At 71.6% G+C, this 15,029-nt stretch carries 16 protein-coding genes; 4 read left to right on the top strand and 12 right to left on the bottom strand.

What is annotated here, in order from left to right; genetic code table 11:
* Positions 1 to 42: 42 nt before the first annotated feature.
* From IEZ05_RS27345 to IEZ05_RS27315, 7 genes are all read right to left on the bottom strand, one after another.
* On the bottom strand, positions 43 to 492 hold the full coding sequence (locus tag IEZ05_RS27345) for a VOC family protein (RefSeq protein WP_189232921.1): 450 nt from the start codon (positions 490 to 492) through the stop codon (positions 43 to 45).
* Positions 493 to 627: 135 nt separating this feature from the next.
* A complete protein-coding gene (locus IEZ05_RS27340; RefSeq protein WP_189232920.1) occupies positions 628 to 1,509 on the bottom strand; it encodes a PfkB family carbohydrate kinase in 882 nt (293 codons plus the stop codon).
* A 115-nt stretch (positions 1,510 to 1,624) separates the two neighbouring features.
* Positions 1,625 to 2,626, bottom strand: a complete 1,002-nt coding sequence (locus IEZ05_RS27335; RefSeq protein ID WP_189232919.1) for an SIS domain-containing protein — start codon at positions 2,624 to 2,626, stop codon at positions 1,625 to 1,627.
* A gap of 87 nt (positions 2,627 to 2,713) precedes the next feature.
* Complete coding sequence (locus IEZ05_RS27330) at positions 2,714 to 3,559, bottom strand: ABC transporter permease (RefSeq protein ID WP_189232918.1); 846 nt, start codon at positions 3,557 to 3,559, stop codon at positions 2,714 to 2,716.
* Positions 3,556 to 4,437, bottom strand: a complete 882-nt coding sequence (locus tag IEZ05_RS27325; protein WP_189232917.1) for an ABC transporter permease — start codon at positions 4,435 to 4,437, stop codon at positions 3,556 to 3,558. Before IEZ05_RS27325 ends, IEZ05_RS27330 begins: the two co-directional genes overlap by 4 nt.
* Complete coding sequence (locus IEZ05_RS27320) at positions 4,434 to 5,705, bottom strand: polyamine ABC transporter substrate-binding protein (protein WP_189232916.1); 1,272 nt, start codon at positions 5,703 to 5,705, stop codon at positions 4,434 to 4,436. Before IEZ05_RS27320 ends, IEZ05_RS27325 begins: the two co-directional genes overlap by 4 nt.
* Positions 5,706 to 5,721: 16 nt before the next feature.
* Complete coding sequence (locus IEZ05_RS27315) at positions 5,722 to 6,894, bottom strand: ABC transporter ATP-binding protein (RefSeq protein ID WP_189232915.1); 1,173 nt, start codon at positions 6,892 to 6,894, stop codon at positions 5,722 to 5,724.
* Positions 6,895 to 7,127: 233 nt separating this feature from the next.
* Here IEZ05_RS27315 and IEZ05_RS27310 point away from each other — a divergent pair, with 233 nt between their 5' ends.
* Entirely contained in the window at positions 7,128 to 8,225 is a 1,098-nt protein-coding gene (locus IEZ05_RS27310) for a LacI family DNA-binding transcriptional regulator (protein ID WP_189232914.1), read from the top strand.
* Between the two features lie 81 nt (positions 8,226 to 8,306).
* Entirely contained in the window at positions 8,307 to 9,083 is a 777-nt protein-coding gene (locus IEZ05_RS27305; RefSeq protein ID WP_189232913.1) for a class I SAM-dependent methyltransferase, read from the top strand.
* Between the two features lie 65 nt (positions 9,084 to 9,148).
* Here the strand turns inward: IEZ05_RS27305 and IEZ05_RS27300 are convergent, their stop codons facing one another.
* From IEZ05_RS27300 to IEZ05_RS27285, 4 genes are all read right to left on the bottom strand, one after another.
* Entirely contained in the window at positions 9,149 to 9,409 is a 261-nt protein-coding gene (locus IEZ05_RS27300; RefSeq protein ID WP_189232912.1) for a GlsB/YeaQ/YmgE family stress response membrane protein, read from the bottom strand.
* Positions 9,410 to 9,526: 117 nt separating this feature from the next.
* Positions 9,527 to 10,525 carry a MerR family transcriptional regulator gene (locus IEZ05_RS27295; RefSeq protein ID WP_189232911.1) on the bottom strand — a complete coding sequence of 333 codons (999 nt, stop codon included), beginning with the start codon at positions 10,523 to 10,525 and terminating at the stop codon, positions 9,527 to 9,529.
* Positions 10,526 to 10,528: 3 nt separating this feature from the next.
* Positions 10,529 to 11,206: a HEAT repeat domain-containing protein gene (locus IEZ05_RS27290; protein WP_189233005.1), complete on the bottom strand. Its 678-nt coding sequence runs from the start codon at positions 11,204 to 11,206 to the stop codon at positions 10,529 to 10,531.
* Between the two features lie 85 nt (positions 11,207 to 11,291).
* On the bottom strand, positions 11,292 to 12,326 hold the full coding sequence (locus IEZ05_RS27285; protein WP_189232910.1) for a saccharopine dehydrogenase family protein: 1,035 nt from the start codon (positions 12,324 to 12,326) through the stop codon (positions 11,292 to 11,294).
* Positions 12,327 to 12,418: 92 nt separating this feature from the next.
* Between IEZ05_RS27285 and IEZ05_RS27280 the strand changes: the two genes are divergently transcribed.
* Positions 12,419 to 13,399 carry a helix-turn-helix domain-containing protein gene (locus tag IEZ05_RS27280; protein WP_229869894.1) on the top strand — a complete coding sequence of 327 codons (981 nt, stop codon included), beginning with the start codon at positions 12,419 to 12,421 and terminating at the stop codon, positions 13,397 to 13,399.
* 2 nt (positions 13,400 to 13,401) lie between these two features.
* Here IEZ05_RS27280 and IEZ05_RS27275 read toward each other — a convergent pair whose 3' ends face one another.
* Entirely contained in the window at positions 13,402 to 14,415 is a 1,014-nt protein-coding gene (locus tag IEZ05_RS27275; RefSeq protein WP_189232908.1) for a hypothetical protein, read from the bottom strand.
* Positions 14,416 to 14,659: 244 nt separating this feature from the next.
* Between IEZ05_RS27275 and IEZ05_RS27270 the strand changes: the two genes are divergently transcribed.
* A complete protein-coding gene (locus tag IEZ05_RS27270; protein WP_189232907.1) occupies positions 14,660 to 14,830 on the top strand; it encodes a hydrophobic protein in 171 nt (56 codons plus the stop codon).
* The last annotated feature ends 199 nt before the right edge of the window (positions 14,831 to 15,029 follow it).

Below are 15,029 nucleotides of genomic sequence, written 5' to 3'. Positions count from 1 at the left end.
CGTCCTGGCTCGGCCCCCGGGGGCCGGGTGCCCCGGCAACCTCTACTCGTCCCGCTCCGCGACGAAGATGCAGAACGGATGGTCCTCGGGGTCCCGGTAGACCCGGAAGCGCTCCGCGTCGTCGGGGTCCGGCCGGTCCCGGTCGCTGAGCAGGCTGCCGCCGAGGGCGAGCACGCGCTCGTGCTGGTTCCACAGCTCCTCCAGCGAGCCGACGCGCATGTCGAGGTGCAGCTGCTGCGGCACCGGCCCGTCGGGCCAGTCCGGTTCGCGAAGGCACGTCACCTGCTGGAAGGCGAGCTGCGGTACACCGTCGGGCGTACGCACCACCAGCCAGTCCCGGCCGCGCTCGTCCGGCTGCCCGTCCGGAGGCGGCTCGTCCCCGTCGGCGTAGTCGAGGCCCAGCAGGGACCGGTAGAACTCGGCGCGCCGGCGGGCATCGGTGCTGTCGAACACGGTCTGCACGAGCCGGAGGCGGCTTGCATCAGTGGTCATGCGGCCCGGCTGCCCGGCACGGCCCCGCACGGACGGGGCCCACTCGGACGAGAGGGACGCGTGGCACGGGGACCACGACCCGGGCCTTCTCGCGCTCTCCACCCTGTCCGGCGGGGGCGATGCCGGGCCGGCACGTCACCTCCCGGCCCTCACCGCCGGAGTCGGACGGCCGCAGCCGAAGGCCGCTTCCACGAAGCACTGCTCGTACGCCGCTTGTGCACCGCGGCGCAGCGCGTGTTCCAGGGTTTCCGGTGCCGGCGGAACCCGCCGGGACCATCCGTCGCGCAGCAGGGACACGACGAACCCGGCGAGGAAGGCGTCTCCGCAGCCCATCGTGTCGGACATCGACCCCGGGTCCGCGTGGCGGGCCGGCGCGGTGACCGTGACGCGTCCGTCGTACGCGATCGCCCCCTCGAGGCCACGCGTGGCGAGCGCCGTCCCGGCCCCTCGCCCCACCACCTCCGCGAGCAGCCCGCGCGTCGCGGGTTCGTCCAGGTGCGAGCACGACAGCAGCGCCAGGTCTACGTGGGGACAGACGCGGTCGAGGTAGGCGGGGGTACGGAACTCCGCCTCGTCGGAGAAGTCGAAGCTGATCAGCGGGCCGGCCGCGGCGAGCCCGGGCAGTTCGGCCTCGGTGCGGGAGTAGACGCTGGAGTGCACGAGGGCGAACGACGCCGCGTACGCCCTCAGCCCGGGGTCCAGGACGAGTGGTTCGCGCACGGCCTCGCCGCCCTCGTCGTACGCGAGGAACACCCGGTCGCCGTCCCGCACATGCAGGGTGGAGACCGAGGTCCCGCCCCGGCGCACCGGGCTGTGGTCCACGGCGACGCCCTGCGCCGTCACGGCCGTACGGAGGAAGGTGCCGAGGTCGTCGTCACCGAACACCCCCAGATAGGCGGCCTCAAGGCCGAGCCGGCGGGCGTAGACGGCGACGTTGACACAGTTGCCGCCGGGGTAGTCGGTGCCGCGGTCCACGAAGCGGTCGACGGTGTTGTCGCCGAAGCCGAGCACGTTCATCAAGGTCTCCCGAGGCGCGGACACGGCGTGCGGGGAACGCGGCGCCCGCCATGGGCGCGCCGGTGCCGGGGCACCGGCGCGCGGGGTGGATGGGCGAGGGGAACCGGTCCGGCGCTCAGTAGTCCATGACGCGGTAGTAGCGGCGCAGGTCGAGCGAGTGGTCCCGCACCCGCTCCAGGTGCTTGCTGACCCGGTCCATCACCGTGTCCAGCACCAGCGGCGCGAGCAGTCCCCGGAACTCCGGGCTGATGCCCTCCAGGGGGTAGTCGCGGGCGTCGAAGACGGTCACGTCCTTGGAGACGCGCTTCGCGAAGGACTCGGCCCGGTCGGTCAGTGCCCGCGTCTCGTCCTCACCCTGGAAGACGATCACGCTGGTGTCCTCCTCCAGGAGTTCCAGCGAACCGTGGAAGAACTCCGCGCTGTGCACCCGGGTGGTGCGCAGCCACTGCATCTCCTCGAGGATGCACATCGAGTACAGGTAGGTGAATCCCCACAGGTTCCCGCCGCCGATGAGGAAGTGGTAGTCGTCGTCCTTGTGGGCCTCCGCGAAGGCCGCCGCCACCGGCTCGGCCTGCCGCGCCACGTCCACCAGGATGCGGGGCAGGCCCGCCAGCTCGTCGGCCAGCCGCTCGTAGCCCTCGAACTCGCCCCGCCGCGACAGCAGCCGGCCCATGAGCAGCAGCAGCTGGACGTCGAACGGCCAGGCCTTGGGCGCGGATATCAGCGCGGTGTCCACGCTGTGCGCGACGGGCGAGTCGGGGTGGCCGGTGAAGCCGATCGTGAGGGCGCCGCGGGACCTGCAGTACTCGATGGCGCGGAGGCTGTCCTCGGTGGTGCCGGAGACGGAGGTGAAGACGGCGGCGGTGCGCTCGCCGAGACGGGCGTCGCCGGAGGTGACGAGTTCGGCGGCGACGGCGGCGCGGACCGGCAGCAGCGAGGTGCGCCGGGCGAGGTGCTCGTAGGGCCACATCTGCGCGTACGTCCCGCCCGCGCCCACGAGGAGCACGTTGTCGTACCCGTCGTCGATCAGCCGGTCGGCGACCTTCTCGATCTGGGGGCGCAGCGCCACGAGGCTTTCCGTCTGGGCGACGAACTCGGCTTCGTTGAAAGAGAGCACGGTGATGATTTCCTTTGTGGGTTGTTCCGCACCGGCCGGCGGGTGCCGGTGGACCGGTGACCGAGGGGGCGCGGGGACCGGATCGGGTCAGACCGCGCGGCGCCGGGAGAACAGCACGTTCGCCCCGGCGACGACGAGGCCGCCGACGAAGATCAGCGTTCCCATGACATTGACCTGCGGGGGCACACCGGTACGGCTGGCGCTGTAGACCCACAGCGGGAAGGTGACCGTACGGCCGGCGTTGAAGCTGGTGATGACGTAGTCGTCGACGGACAGCGCGAAGCACAGCAGCGCGCCGGAGGCCACACCGGGCAGCAGCATCGGCAGGGTGACCAGCCGGAACGCCGTCCAGGGGCCCGCCCCCAGGTCGCGGGCGGCCTCCTCCAGGGTGGGGTCGTACCCCGCCATGCGCGCCCGTACGGTGATGGCGACGTAGGGGATGCAGAAGGCCACGTGGGCGATGACGACCGTCCAGTAGCCGCGGGGCACGCCCATGACGATGAACAGCGACAGCAGAGCGGCGCCGAGGGCGATCTCGGGTGCCGCGATGGCGGCGAACATCAGCAGGTCCACCGAGCCCCGGCCGCGGAAGCGGTAGCGGCCGAGCGCCAGCCCGATCGGGGTGCCCAGCAGCGTGGCGACCACGGCGACGACCAGGGCGATGGTCAGGCTGTTGACCAGCGCGGCCGTCAGGTTGGGGATGGCGAACAGGTGCCGGTACCAGTCCAGGGTGAATCCCTGCCAGGTGAAGTTCACCTTGCTGCCGGTGTCGTTGAAGCCGAACAGGACCATGACGGCGATCGGCAGCAGCAGCCAGGCCAGCACCAGCCCGGTGTACAGCGTGAGGGCGGGGCGGCGTCGCACGCGCCGGGCGGGGCGCGGTCGCGCGACGGCGGGCGCGTCGGCCGCGGGGGCGACGGTCTGGGCGGTCATCGCGCGGCCACCTCCAGGACCTCGTCGGTGCCCAGGGCGCGGGCATAGGTGAACACGGCCAGCAGCAGCGCGCCCATGAGGACGAAGGACAGGGCGGCGGCGCCGGGGTAGTCGAGGTTGGTGAAGTACTCGGTCTGGATGATGTTGCCGATCATCGTGGTGGAGGGGCCGCCGAGGATGCCGGCGTTGACGTAGTCGGCGGAGGCGGGCACGAAGGTCAGCAGCACCCCGGCGAAGACTCCGGGCAGCGACAGCGGCAGCACCACGCGCAGGAAGGTCCCCGCCTTGGAGGCGTACAGGTCGGTGGACGCCTCGATCACCTTGGGGTCCACGCGTTCCAGGGCCACGTAGATCGGCAGCACCATGAACGGCAGGAAGTTGTAGGTCAGTCCGCCGATCACCGCGTACGGCGTGGCCAGCAGGTGGACGTCGTCGGAGAGCAGGCCCATGTCCTTCAGCGGCCCGAGCAGGACACCCTGGTCGGCGAGCACCACGTTCCAGGACTGGGTGCGGATGACGAAGGAGACGAAGAACGGCAGCAGGAGCAGGAAGAGGAACACCGACTTGTGCCGGCCGGCCCGGAAGGCGATCCAGTACGCCACCGGGTAGCCGATGAGGGCGCAGGAGACGGTGGCCGCGGCGCCGTAGACCAGGGACCGCACCAGCTGCACGTGGTAGGTGCCGACCGCGTCGGCGTAGGTGCTGAAGTGCCAGGTCTGGCGGAAGCCGTCGATGAAGTCGCCGGTCTGCAGCGACAGCGACACCATCACGATCACGGGGGTGACGAAGAAGGCGGCCAGCCACAGCCAGCCCGGCAGGATCAGCCAGTAGGGCGCCAGGGCGGCCCCGGAACGCCGGCGTCGCTGCCTGCGGGTCACGCCTGGTAGATCGGTTCGAACAGTGCGTTCCACTGCTTCTCCTCCTCTTGGTCGAGCACCCGCAGGTGGCGCAGCCTGGCTTCGTCGGCCTCGGTCGGGAAGACCAGAGGGCTGGTGCTCAGAGCGTCGAGCACACTGCGCCGCTCGCCGGTGGCGGCGGCCGCGTCACGGGCGACGATCTGCTGCGCGGCGGGAACCGGGCAGACGAACTGCACGGTCTCGCTGATCTTCGCGGCGACCTCGGGCCGGTAGACGTAGTCCATGTAGGTCAGCGCGTCGACGGGATGGGCGGCCGTCGACGGGATGCAGAGGTTGTCGGTCCACAGCAGACCGCCCTCTTCGGGAATGACGAACTCCAGTGCCGAACCGCTCTGGTTGGCCTGGAAGACATCGCCCGAGTACACCAGCGAGGCCGCCAGGTCGCCGCGCTGGAGCGAGGACTGGTAGGTCGCGGTGGAGTAGGAGCGGACCATGCCGGCGTCGCGCTGCTCGCGCAGCCAGGCCGCCGCCTTGCGCCAGTCGGCCGGGGCCGAGGTCTCGGGGTCGACGCCGATGGCCAGCAGGGCGACGTTGCCCATCTGGATCGCGTCGTTCCACATGCCGACCCGGCCCTTCAGCTTCGGGTCGAGCAGGTCCTGCCAGCTGGTGATCTTCCGGCCGACCTGGGCCGGGTCGTAGCCGATGCCGGTCATGCCGGACTGCCAGGGAACGGTGTAGACGTTGCCGGGGTCGAAGGAGGAGTTCTTGAACGCGGCCCCGCCGTGTTCCGCGAAGTGGGGCAGCCGGCTGTGGTCGAGCGGGGCCAGGCAGCCCAGTTCGATGTACTTGGTGAGGTAGCTGTCGCCGCCGACGACCATGAGGTCGTAGCCGATGCCCTGGCCGGAGGCGAACTCGGGCTGGATCTTGCCGAACCAGGAGGCGCTGTCGTCGATCAGCTCGTGGTAGGTGACCTCGATGCCGCTCTCGCGGGTGAAGGCGTCCAGGGTCGGATGCCTGCCCTGGTCGGCGGGGTCGACGTCGATGTACTGCGTGTAGTTGACGAAATCCAGCTTCCCCGACCTCTTCCTGCCGGTCCAGAAGTCGCTCACGGCCGCGGCGATCTCGGCCTTGCCGGTGGGGACGTGCACGCGGGCGCCGGGAACGCTGCACGCGGCGAGCGGGGCCAGCGCGGCGGCGCCGAACGCGGCGCGCAGCAGACCGCGCCGGGTGAGGCCGCGCGGGGTCAGTCCGCGCGGCCGGGGCGCGAAGGGTGTGGAGTGCTCGGGCATGGTGGTCTGCCTGTCGTCAGCGCGAGGTGAGGGAAACCGGGGCGGCGGCGGTTGCCGCAGGACTGGGTGCGGTGCTGAGCAGGTAGGAGTGGGCGGTGGACCAGGAGAGCCAGACGGTGTCGCCGCGGGCCGGACACACGGGCGCGGTGCCGTCGTTGGGCTGGAAGACCGTCATCTCCGCGCCGGTGCGGGTCTCCACCGAGTAGCTGGTGGACGTACCGAGGTAGACGACCTCCCGGACGGTGCCGCGGACACGGCTGGCGCTGTCCGCCGGGCCGGCGGTCAGCCTGATCTTCTCGGGCCGCACGGTGATCTCGACGGCCTCTCCGGGACTCCGGGAGCCGCGCAACGCGACCGTGATGCGGTCGCCGTCGCCGAGATCGACCACCCCGGTCCCCGCATCCGTGGAGGTCAGACGCCCGCCGATCAGGTTGGAGGTGCCGATGAACCCGGCGACGAACGCGGTGGCGGGCCGTTCGTAGACCTCCTGCGGCGAGCCGACCTGCTCGACCACACCCTGGTTCATCACCGCGATCCGGTCGGACATGGTCAGAGCCTCTGCCTGGTCGTGCGTGACGTAGATGAAGGTGATGCCGACCTCGCGCTGGATCCGCTTGAGTTCCAGCTGCATGGACTGGCGGAGCTTCAGGTCGAGGGCGCCGAGGGGTTCGTCGAGCAGCAGCGCGCGGGGGCGGTTGACCAGGGCGCGGGCGAGTGCGACGCGCTGCTGCTGGCCACCGGAGAGCTGGCGGGGGCGGCGGTCGGCCTTGTCGGCGAGTTCGACGGTGCCCAGGATCCTGTCGACCCGGTCGCGGATCTCGTCCTTGGGTACGCGCCGCCGGCGCAGTCCGAACGCCACGTTGTCCGCGACGCTCAGGTGCGGGAAGAGGGCGTAGGACTGGAACACCATGTTGATGTCACGCTTGTTGGCCGGTACGCCGACCATGTCGCGGCCGTGCAGGAGGATCTCGCCGCCGGTCGGTTCCTCGAAGCCGGCGATCATCCGCAGGGTGGTGGTCTTGCCGCAGCCGGAGGGGCCCAGCAGCGAGAAGAACTCGCCCTCGCCGATGGAGAGGCTGACGCCGCGGACGGCCGCCGCGTCCCGGGCGCCGCCGAAGTCCTTGACCACGTCGACGAGGGTGATGGCCGGGCCTGCGGCCGGTGGCGGCGAGAGGGTGTCGGGTGCCATCCGTGATACCTCCGGTGTTCGGGGCGTGGGATCGGGGCGACCGTGCACGCGGGCATGCCGTGGTCGCCCGGGTGAAAGGCGGGCGGGCGGTTGCCGGTGGGGTTTGATAACGTTACCAACGGGCTCGTACCTTACCCACCGGCAGGCGCCGTCCGTCAATGGTTGAATGGCGCTGGATTTCATCGACCCGTTCCTCGGCGTCCGCCGAGCCGTCACCGACGAAGAGACCGCCCATGCCGAACACCCCCCGACCGCCGCGCCGCGTCACCATCCCGGACGTCGCCCGGCACGCCGGGGTGGGACAGGCGACCGCCGCACGGGTCCTGGGCGGGTACGGGTCGGCGAGCGCGGCCACCCGGGAACGGGTGCTGGCCGCCGCCGCCGAACTGGGCTACAGCACCAACGCGGTGGCCCGCAGCATGATCAGCGGGCGTACCCACACGCTGGGCGTGGTGGTCGCCGACGTGGAGAACCCCTACTTCGCCCGTGCGGTGCGCGGCGTCACCGACGTCGCGGCCAAGGCCGGCCTGCAGGTCGTCCTCGCCAACAGCGACGAGAACGGCGAGACGGAGAAGTCGGCGGTGCAGATGTTCATCGAGCGGCGGGTGGACGGCCTGGTCGTGGCGCCCGCCGCCGCCGAGCACGGGCATCTCGACAAGGCCGTCGCCTCGGGCGTCCCCGTGGTCCTCCTGGACCGCGTGCTCGCCGGAGCCGAGTTGGACACGGTCGTGGTGGACAACCGCGGTGCCGCCAAGGCGGCGGTGGCGAGGTTCACCGGTGCCGGGCACCGGCGCATCGCGGTCGTCACCTCGGCGTCCGGCGACGAGGACTCCGTGCGGCTGGCACCGGGCGCGGACATCTGGACCACGACCGAGCGGCTCACCGGATACCGCCAGGCCCTGCGCGCCGCCGGTATCCCCCGCGAGGCCGAGCTGATCCGCCACACCGGGTACGACCGGACGTGGGCGCGCTCCGCCGTACTGGACCTGATGAGCTCGGACGACCGGCCCACGGCGCTCTTCACCACCGACAACGTGGCCACGCTCGGAACGCTGGACGCCCTGCTCGACCTCGGCGCCCGCATCCCCGACGACGTCTCGGTCATCGGCTTCGACGACGCGGAGTGGACCACGCTCGTCCGGCCACGGCTGAGCGTGGTCGGCCAGCCGGTACAGGAACTGGGCGGACTGGCGGCGGACATCCTGGTCCGCCGCATCAACGGCTCCACGGCCCGGCCCCGCCGCCACACCCTGCGCACCACCTACATCGCCCGCGAGTCGACCGGCCCCGCCCCCGCGCGCCTACGGCGCCTCGGAGTGCCGGGGGAGTGACGGCGCCGGGAGCGGCCGCAACAATCGCTCCCGTCAGCGCAACCGGCTCACCCGGTGGATCAGCCTCGGTAACCTCGGTTCATGTCCGAGACGCCGGTGGGGCACTTCTACGACGACCTGGCCGACGACTATCACCTGATCTACCCGGACTGGGACGCGAGCGTCCGCCGACAGGGAGACGCCCTCGATGCCCTGATCGGTCAGGACCGCGCCGCGGTACTCGACTGTTCCTGCGGCATTGGCACCCAGGCCATCGGCCTGGCGCAGCTCGGGCACCGTGTCACCGGAACCGACCTCAGCCCCCGCGCCGCCGCCCGCGCCGCCCGCGAGGCCGCTCGCAGGAACCTGAGCCTGCCCACTGCCGCAGCGGACATGCGGCGCCTCCCCTTCCCCGACGGCCGCTTCGACACCGTCGTCTGCGCGGACAACTCACTGCCCCACCTGCTGACCGAGCAGGACGTGCACGCCGCCCTGACCGAGATGCGCCGTGTGCTGCGCCCCACCGGCCTGCTGCTGGTCAGCACGCGCCCCTACGACGACCTGCTGGGCGAGCGTCCGGTCTCGACGCCTCCTCAGGTTCACCGGACCGCCGACCGTACCGGCGGCGGAGAGAGGACCGTCACCTTCCAGCTCTGGCACTGGTACGAGGACGGCGAGCACTACGACCTGGAGCACTTCCAGCTCCTCCCGGCAGACGGGGAATGGCGCGTGCGAGTCCGCCGGACCACCTACTGGGCACTGGGCAGCGAGCGGCTCGCCCGCCTCGCGGCCGAGGCCGGGTTCGCAGAGCCCCGATGGCGGATGCCGCAGGAGACGGGCTTCTTCCAGCCACTGCTCGTTGCTCGCGCAGGCGACTAGGCCGGCTGCGCACAGAAGTGTGCCCGCCGGCAACTTGCCGACGGGCACACCCCTTTCCCCGTGCCTCAGGCGTGCCGTCGGGCCCAGAACGGGGTGACGAGAGCGATGAGCAGGGCGGCTACGCCGATCTGCAGGACGTGGCGGATCCAGTCGATGCCGCCGGTGTCCCGTACGCCGAAGGCGGTGGCGAGCGCGTTGCCGGCGACGGCCCCGAGGATGCCGAGGATGGTCGTCAGCCACAGCGGGATGGGCTGGCGCCCGGGGACGACCAGCTTGGCCAGCAGGCCGATGATGAGTCCCGCGATGATGGCCCAGAGAAACGACACGACTCTCCTCCTTGCGGTGATGCGTGAGTTCGCGTTGCTCTCCGCGTGCCCCTGGGGCATCGTCATATGCCTGCCCGACGCGCCCGGTCGCTCACGGGAGGTCTTCGGGACCCGACGTCACCGTGCGTCGCGGAGTTGGAGAAGGTACGTCGCGGTCAGCGCCACGGCACGGTCCGCGTCGTGCGACAGCTCCCCGAGGGCACGCGATGCCCGCGTCCCCGGGATGTCCGCCAGTGCCTGGGTCAGCCGCCCGCGCGCGGGCGCTCGAGTGGCCTCGTGGGCGAGGCGGTCGACGAGACCGGTCGCGATCCGGTCCGCCGTCGTGGCGTCGCGCGCCAGCACACTCAGCGCGTCGGCCGCGTCGGTGTCGTTCCTTCCCTCCACGATCATCTCGATGAGCGTCGGGACCGCGTCGGCCCCACCGCGTGTCCCGAGCGCCAGTGCCGCCTGTCCGCGGACCACGATGTCGGGGTGCGCGAGCGCCTTCCGCAGCTGTTCGGTGGCCTCCTCGCCGGGCAGCTCCGCGAGGGAACGGACGGCACGTTCCCGTACGGCGGCCGTGGGTGAGCCGAGGGCCTGCGCCAGCAGTGCCGGGCCGCCGTCGCCCGATCGTGCCAGCGCCCATCGCAGGGCGCCGGCGACATTCGCGTCCGTCTCGCGCAGCGCCGCCTCGACCAGGGCCTCCACCGGCACCTCGGCGGCCGAGGAAAGGGCCGCGCGCTGCCGTGCGTCGGCGCTCTTCGAGCCCAGTGCCTGAAGGAGCGCGACGACCTGGAGGACGTCCTCCCAGCCGGCCGGGTCCGCGGCATGGATCCGGCGCAGCCGCGTCAGCAACTCGGTCTCCGCCGCGATGCGTTCACGCGTCCGGCGGATGAGGTCGTCGACGAGCACGGAGGGCATGAAGCCGGGATCGTCGAGCGCACGTCCGATCTCCCGCAGCGACAGCCCCAGCGACCGCAGGCTCTCGATCTGGAAGATCCGCTGGATGTCCTCCCCGGAGTACTCCCGGTAACCGGAGCCGGACCGGGCCGAGGGACGCACCAGGCCGAGCGACTCGTAGTGCCTGAGCATGCGGGCACTGACCCCGGACCGTCGCGCCACCTCACCGATCAACACGCCTTATCCTCCCGCATGCCCCGACCCGCCGAGAGCCACGATGCGCTTCGCCTCCTCGATCACGAACTCGAACGCGGCGTCCGGGTCACGCAGCAGCCTCTGTGTGGCGAGCGCGTGCGCGCGCACCAGCGGCTCGGGGGCCGACTCCGCGGCAATCAGCGCCGGCACGATCACCTCACCCAGCGTGACCAGTGCCCGGCTGAGACTCACCTGCGTCTCCCGCCCGCCGCGCCCGAGCTGCGTCACCAGGACCGTCGCCAACGCCGACTCCTCACCGTCCGCTACGAGCACGACAGCGGCCCGCCAGGCGCTGCGCGCCACCTCGTCGTCGGGGTCGCACAGGAGCGTCGGTGTGATCGCCGGCCACGCCCGCCGGTCCCCGATCTTGGACAGCGTGTGCAGCGCCTGGCTCCGTGCCTGGGCGCGCACCGAGCGGACCTCGGCGAGCAACCGGGGGAGCGTCACGGAGACCGGGTGGCGGGTGAGCGCCCAGGTCAGCATGTCGCGGACGAAGAACTCGGGCTCGACCGCGCATCGCTCGACGAGTGTGCCGACGAAGCGCGGGTCGGGTGTCGTGCCGGCCGCCAGGGCGGCCCGCAGCCGCACGGACGAGCGGTCGTCCTCCAGCCCTTGGAGCATTCGCGCCGTATCCGTGTCCGTGTTCCGTCCCGTGACCGTCATCGAGACCACCTCCTCGGCAAGCAGTGAAGACCTTGTCACCGTGTCAAGGTCAACCGAGCACCGGCGTGCGAGGGGAGCGAGCCCGCTACAGGTGCAGTTCCAGGTCGAGGTGCGCGGACAGCGCACGGAGGAAGTCGGGGGCGTCGAAGATCGCGCCGGCGGAGGCGACCCCGGTCGCCCTGGTCCGTCCGGTGAGGAGGCGATCGACCGCCTCCACCGCGAGGGGCGCGGTGATGGCGTAGATGTCCTGACCCCGGGCGACCGCACGCCGTTCACGGCCGCCCGAGCGCACGACAGCGTCGACCAGGAAGGTCTGTGCGGACCGCCCGCGCTCGTCGGCCGCGACCGGTGCCGGGGTGTCGGGGGCCGACAGGTCCCTGGCCGCCTCGACCGTCATATAGGTACGCACCTCGGGAATGGCCAGGTGGCTGGGGACCGTGACGACGTCGGCCATGGTGAACTCCCCGAGGACGGCCCGAGGGCCCATCGGGTCGGGGAAGGGCCAGTCCAGGGTCGGCAGCGCGTCCTGGTGGTACTCCAGACGCCCGTTGGTGTAGCGGATTCCCCGGCCGCCCCGCCGCTGCCGGGAGACCACGCCCGCGGCACGCGTCCCGGCGGTGGGGTGCCAACCGCTCAGTCCGTAGGCGATGTGTGCCTCGTCGGCCGTCGTCCAGTCACCCATCGCCGCGGTGGTGAGCAGGTCGCCGAGCCCGCCGTAGAAGGCCATCGCGGGCACGATGCTCACTCCGGCGGCGCGGGCACGGTCCGTGAAGCCGGTGAACGTGTCGAGGTTCGCCTCGATCTCGGCCGCCACGTCCACGTACGGGATGCCGGCGCGCAGGGCCGCCTCGACGACGGGGGCGGCCGTCTCGGCGAAGGGGCCGGCGCAGTTGAGCACGGCCGCCGCGCCGGCCAGCGCGCGATCGAGCGAGGCCGGGTCGCCGACCGAGGCGGGACGGACGTCCCACTCACCGTCGGACTCCGCCGCCAGTGCCTTCAGTTTGTCGGCGTCGCGGCCCGAGAGGACCGGGACGAACCCGCGGTCCCGCAACTGCGCCACCACAAAACGCCCGGTGTGCCCGTACGCGCCGTACACCGTGATCATGTGCCCCGCCGTCATGAGTGCGTCCTTCGCTCGGATGATCCGTTCGGTTCCGTCGGGATCATCCTGTCGGGGAAGTGCCGCACCGCACGAGTGTCCGGAACGACATGATGCGTACAATTCCGGACGTGAACACAGTCGCGCTGGCCGTCACCGACGGGATGCTGCACTTCGAACTGGCCCTGGCCTACGAGGTCTTCGGATCGGCTCCGGCCGATGTGCCGGGCCCCTGGTACGACGTCGTCGTCTGCGGGCCGGGCACCGTGCGGGCCGGCCGGTTCGGGCTGGAACCCGACCACGGTCTCGACCGGCTCCCGCACGCCGACACCGTGATCGTCCCCGGCTGGGCCGACGTCGACCAGGATCCTCCCGCGGAGCTGGTCGACGCGGTGCGCGCGGCCCACGAGGCGGGCGCACGCGTGGCCTCCCTGTGCACGGGCGCGTTCGTGCTGGCCGCCGCCGGTCTGCTGGACGGGCTCCGGGCGACCACCCACTGGGCGCACACCGAGGTCCTGGCCGCCCGCTACCCCCACGTGACGGTGGACCCGGGCGTCCTCTACGTGGACAACGGCAGCGTGCTCACCTCCGCCGGCAAGGCCGCCGCCATGGACCTGTGCCTGCACCTGGTCCGTCTCGACCACGGATCGTCCATCGCCAACACCGCCGCCCGCCGCCTGGTCGTGCCACCCCAACGGGACGGCGGGCAGGCCCAGTTCGTCACCACCCCGGTGCCCGCTCCGGACAACCACCCGCTCGCGGAACTGTTCCCCTGGGTCCTCGAACGGCTCGACCAGCCGCTGACCGTGGACGACCTCGCGCGCCGTGCGCGAATGAGCTCGCGCCACCTGGGCCGCCACTTCAGGGCCGCCACCGGTACGACCCCGCTGCAATGGCTCCTGACCCAGCGGATCCGCCACGCGCAGGCGCTGCTGGAGACCACCGACGACAGTGTCGACGCCATCGCGGCGGCCACCGGCATGGGCACCGCCACGACGTTGCGCCGCCACTTCAACCGCACGGTCGGCGTGCCTCCGGACACCTACCGCCGCACCTTCCGTTCGAGGACCGGCGAACTTCACCGCCGGCCCTGAGCTCACCGACGTCCGACGGCGGCCCCGGGGGCTTCCGACAGGTTCCACGCGACGGCTCCGACACCGGTCCCGTCGGAGGCGATCTCGTACGTCACCTCGCCGCGCGGCCGTTTGACGGCCACCAGATCGCTGCTCGTGTTGCACGGCAGGCGGCGTGTGGTGTCCGTCCCGTTGACGGTGAGCCGGACCGTGACGGCCTTCCCGCGGCCGGAGCAGGAAACGGTCAGGAAGTAGTCGGTGCCGGAATCGAGGGCCGGGACGCTGCGGCGGGTCCGGCCGGGGAGGTCACCCGTGCCGTCGTCGACGGGCCGGTCCGCCTTCCGGTCCAGGTTCAGGTCCGTGTGCAGGCTGCTCAACGCCGTGCGCCGGTAGACGTTCTGAGGTGAGGTGACCGCCAGCAGCCGCTGGACGTCGCGCAGGGTCCGGGGGTTGTAGGTCTCGTCGATGGCGAACTCGGCGACCGCGTCCTCGGGCAGACCCCGGACGGCCCTGCGGTACGCGCCGGGGGCGACGGCGCGGCCCTCGAGCTCTCCGAGGCCGAGCGTCTCGTCGTCGTAGGGCAGGGCGGCGTCGTCACCGATCAGCTCCGCCCCGGTCCGGGTGCCGATGACCCCCACGACGTAGGTGTGGCCGGGTTCGAGCCGGGGAGCTCCCTCACGTGCGACTTCCTCCCTGCCGCCCCAGAGGGTGGTGTGCCAGCCGTGCGCCCGCAGGGTGAACTCCTCGGGCAGGCGCGGCGCCCCGGGCCTCGACCAGATGACCTGGGTGACGGTCGCGGTGACGGAACGGGGAACGTAGTCGCCGTCCTTGGGATCGGGCTCGGTCGCCGATTCCCGCGTGACCCGGACGACGGCGGCGTGGTCACCGTAGGCGACCCACTCCTGTGCGGCGGCCGAACCGCGGACCGGGTCGTACGAGGCGCGGGGGAGCACCCGGCGGCCGTCGTCGGCCGCGAGGGCCACCGCGCTCCCGGCCGCCGTCAGCACGGCCGCGCCGACGGCGACCACGATCCTCACTCGTGTTCTCGACGCCACTGTGCTCCTGTCCGATGCCTGGTGTCCGGTGGGACACCGGTGTAGGACGACTGAGACAGCCGTTCGGTTGCGCCGGCCGGCGCGTTCGGAGAAGTGACGGCCTGTGAGTCACGGCCGCGGCACACCAAGGTGTGCGCGTATGCCCCCGATCCCGTGAAAGGAACGCGCCGATTCCGTGTTTGTAGGGGTGAGATAAGAGCACACGACGGCCAGGAGGTTGATAACAATGGTTCCCCTGCTTCTGGTTCTTCTTCTGGCCCTGGTCCTCTTCGGCGCGGGTTTCGCGCTCAAGGCCCTGTGGTGGCTCGCCGTCATCGTCCTGGTGGTGTGGCTGCTGGGCTTCGTCGTACGCCCGGCGGCCAGTGGTGGCCGCAAGGGCCGCTGGTATCGATGGTGATGCCCGCGGCTGACTGAACGCGGCACGGTCGACGCCACCGTCAACGGCGTCGTTCGAAGGGTGGGTCCGGCCCGACAGGGTCCGGACCCACCCTTCTGCGTGCGTCCTTCCGGGCTGCTCGCTCCTCGAAGGAAAGGCTTCGGGTGATCAAACCGGACTTGGATGACCGTATCCGGCGTAACGGATGGAGCGAGGGGTA

This window comes from Streptomyces flaveolus, from assembly GCF_014648815.1.
Lineage (GTDB): Bacteria > Actinomycetota > Actinomycetes > Streptomycetales > Streptomycetaceae > Streptomyces > Streptomyces flaveolus.
Note: the sequence above shows the minus strand (reverse complement) of the source record. Positions and strands in the feature narration are given on the sequence as shown.

Bases quoted from the DNA above. Each gene is read 5' to 3' on its own strand.
- IEZ05_RS27305 (WP_189232913.1), top strand. From the start codon at position 8,307: ATGTCCGAGACGCCGGTGGGGCACTTCTACGACGACCTGGCCGACGAC.
- IEZ05_RS27270 (WP_189232907.1), top strand. From the start codon at position 14,660: ATGGTTCCCCTGCTTCTGGTTCTTCTTCTGGCCCTGGTCCTCTTCGGC.
- IEZ05_RS27290 (WP_189233005.1), bottom strand. From the start codon at position 11,206: ATGACGGTCACGGGACGGAACACGGACACGGATACGGCGCGAATGCTC.
- IEZ05_RS27320 (WP_189232916.1), bottom strand. From the start codon at position 5,705: ATGCCCGAGCACTCCACACCCTTCGCGCCCCGGCCGCGCGGACTGACC.
- IEZ05_RS27345 (WP_189232921.1), bottom strand. From the start codon at position 492: ATGACCACTGATGCAAGCCGCCTCCGGCTCGTGCAGACCGTGTTCGAC.
- IEZ05_RS27280 (WP_229869894.1), top strand. From the start codon at position 12,419: ATGCGTACAATTCCGGACGTGAACACAGTCGCGCTGGCCGTCACCGAC.
- IEZ05_RS27330 (WP_189232918.1), bottom strand. From the start codon at position 3,559: ATGACCGCCCAGACCGTCGCCCCCGCGGCCGACGCGCCCGCCGTCGCG.
- IEZ05_RS27310 (WP_189232914.1), top strand. From the start codon at position 7,128: ATGCCGAACACCCCCCGACCGCCGCGCCGCGTCACCATCCCGGACGTC.
- IEZ05_RS27315 (WP_189232915.1), bottom strand. From the start codon at position 6,894: ATGGCACCCGACACCCTCTCGCCGCCACCGGCCGCAGGCCCGGCCATC.
- IEZ05_RS27285 (WP_189232910.1), bottom strand. From the start codon at position 12,326: ATGACGGCGGGGCACATGATCACGGTGTACGGCGCGTACGGGCACACC.
- IEZ05_RS27340 (WP_189232920.1), bottom strand. From the start codon at position 1,509: ATGAACGTGCTCGGCTTCGGCGACAACACCGTCGACCGCTTCGTGGAC.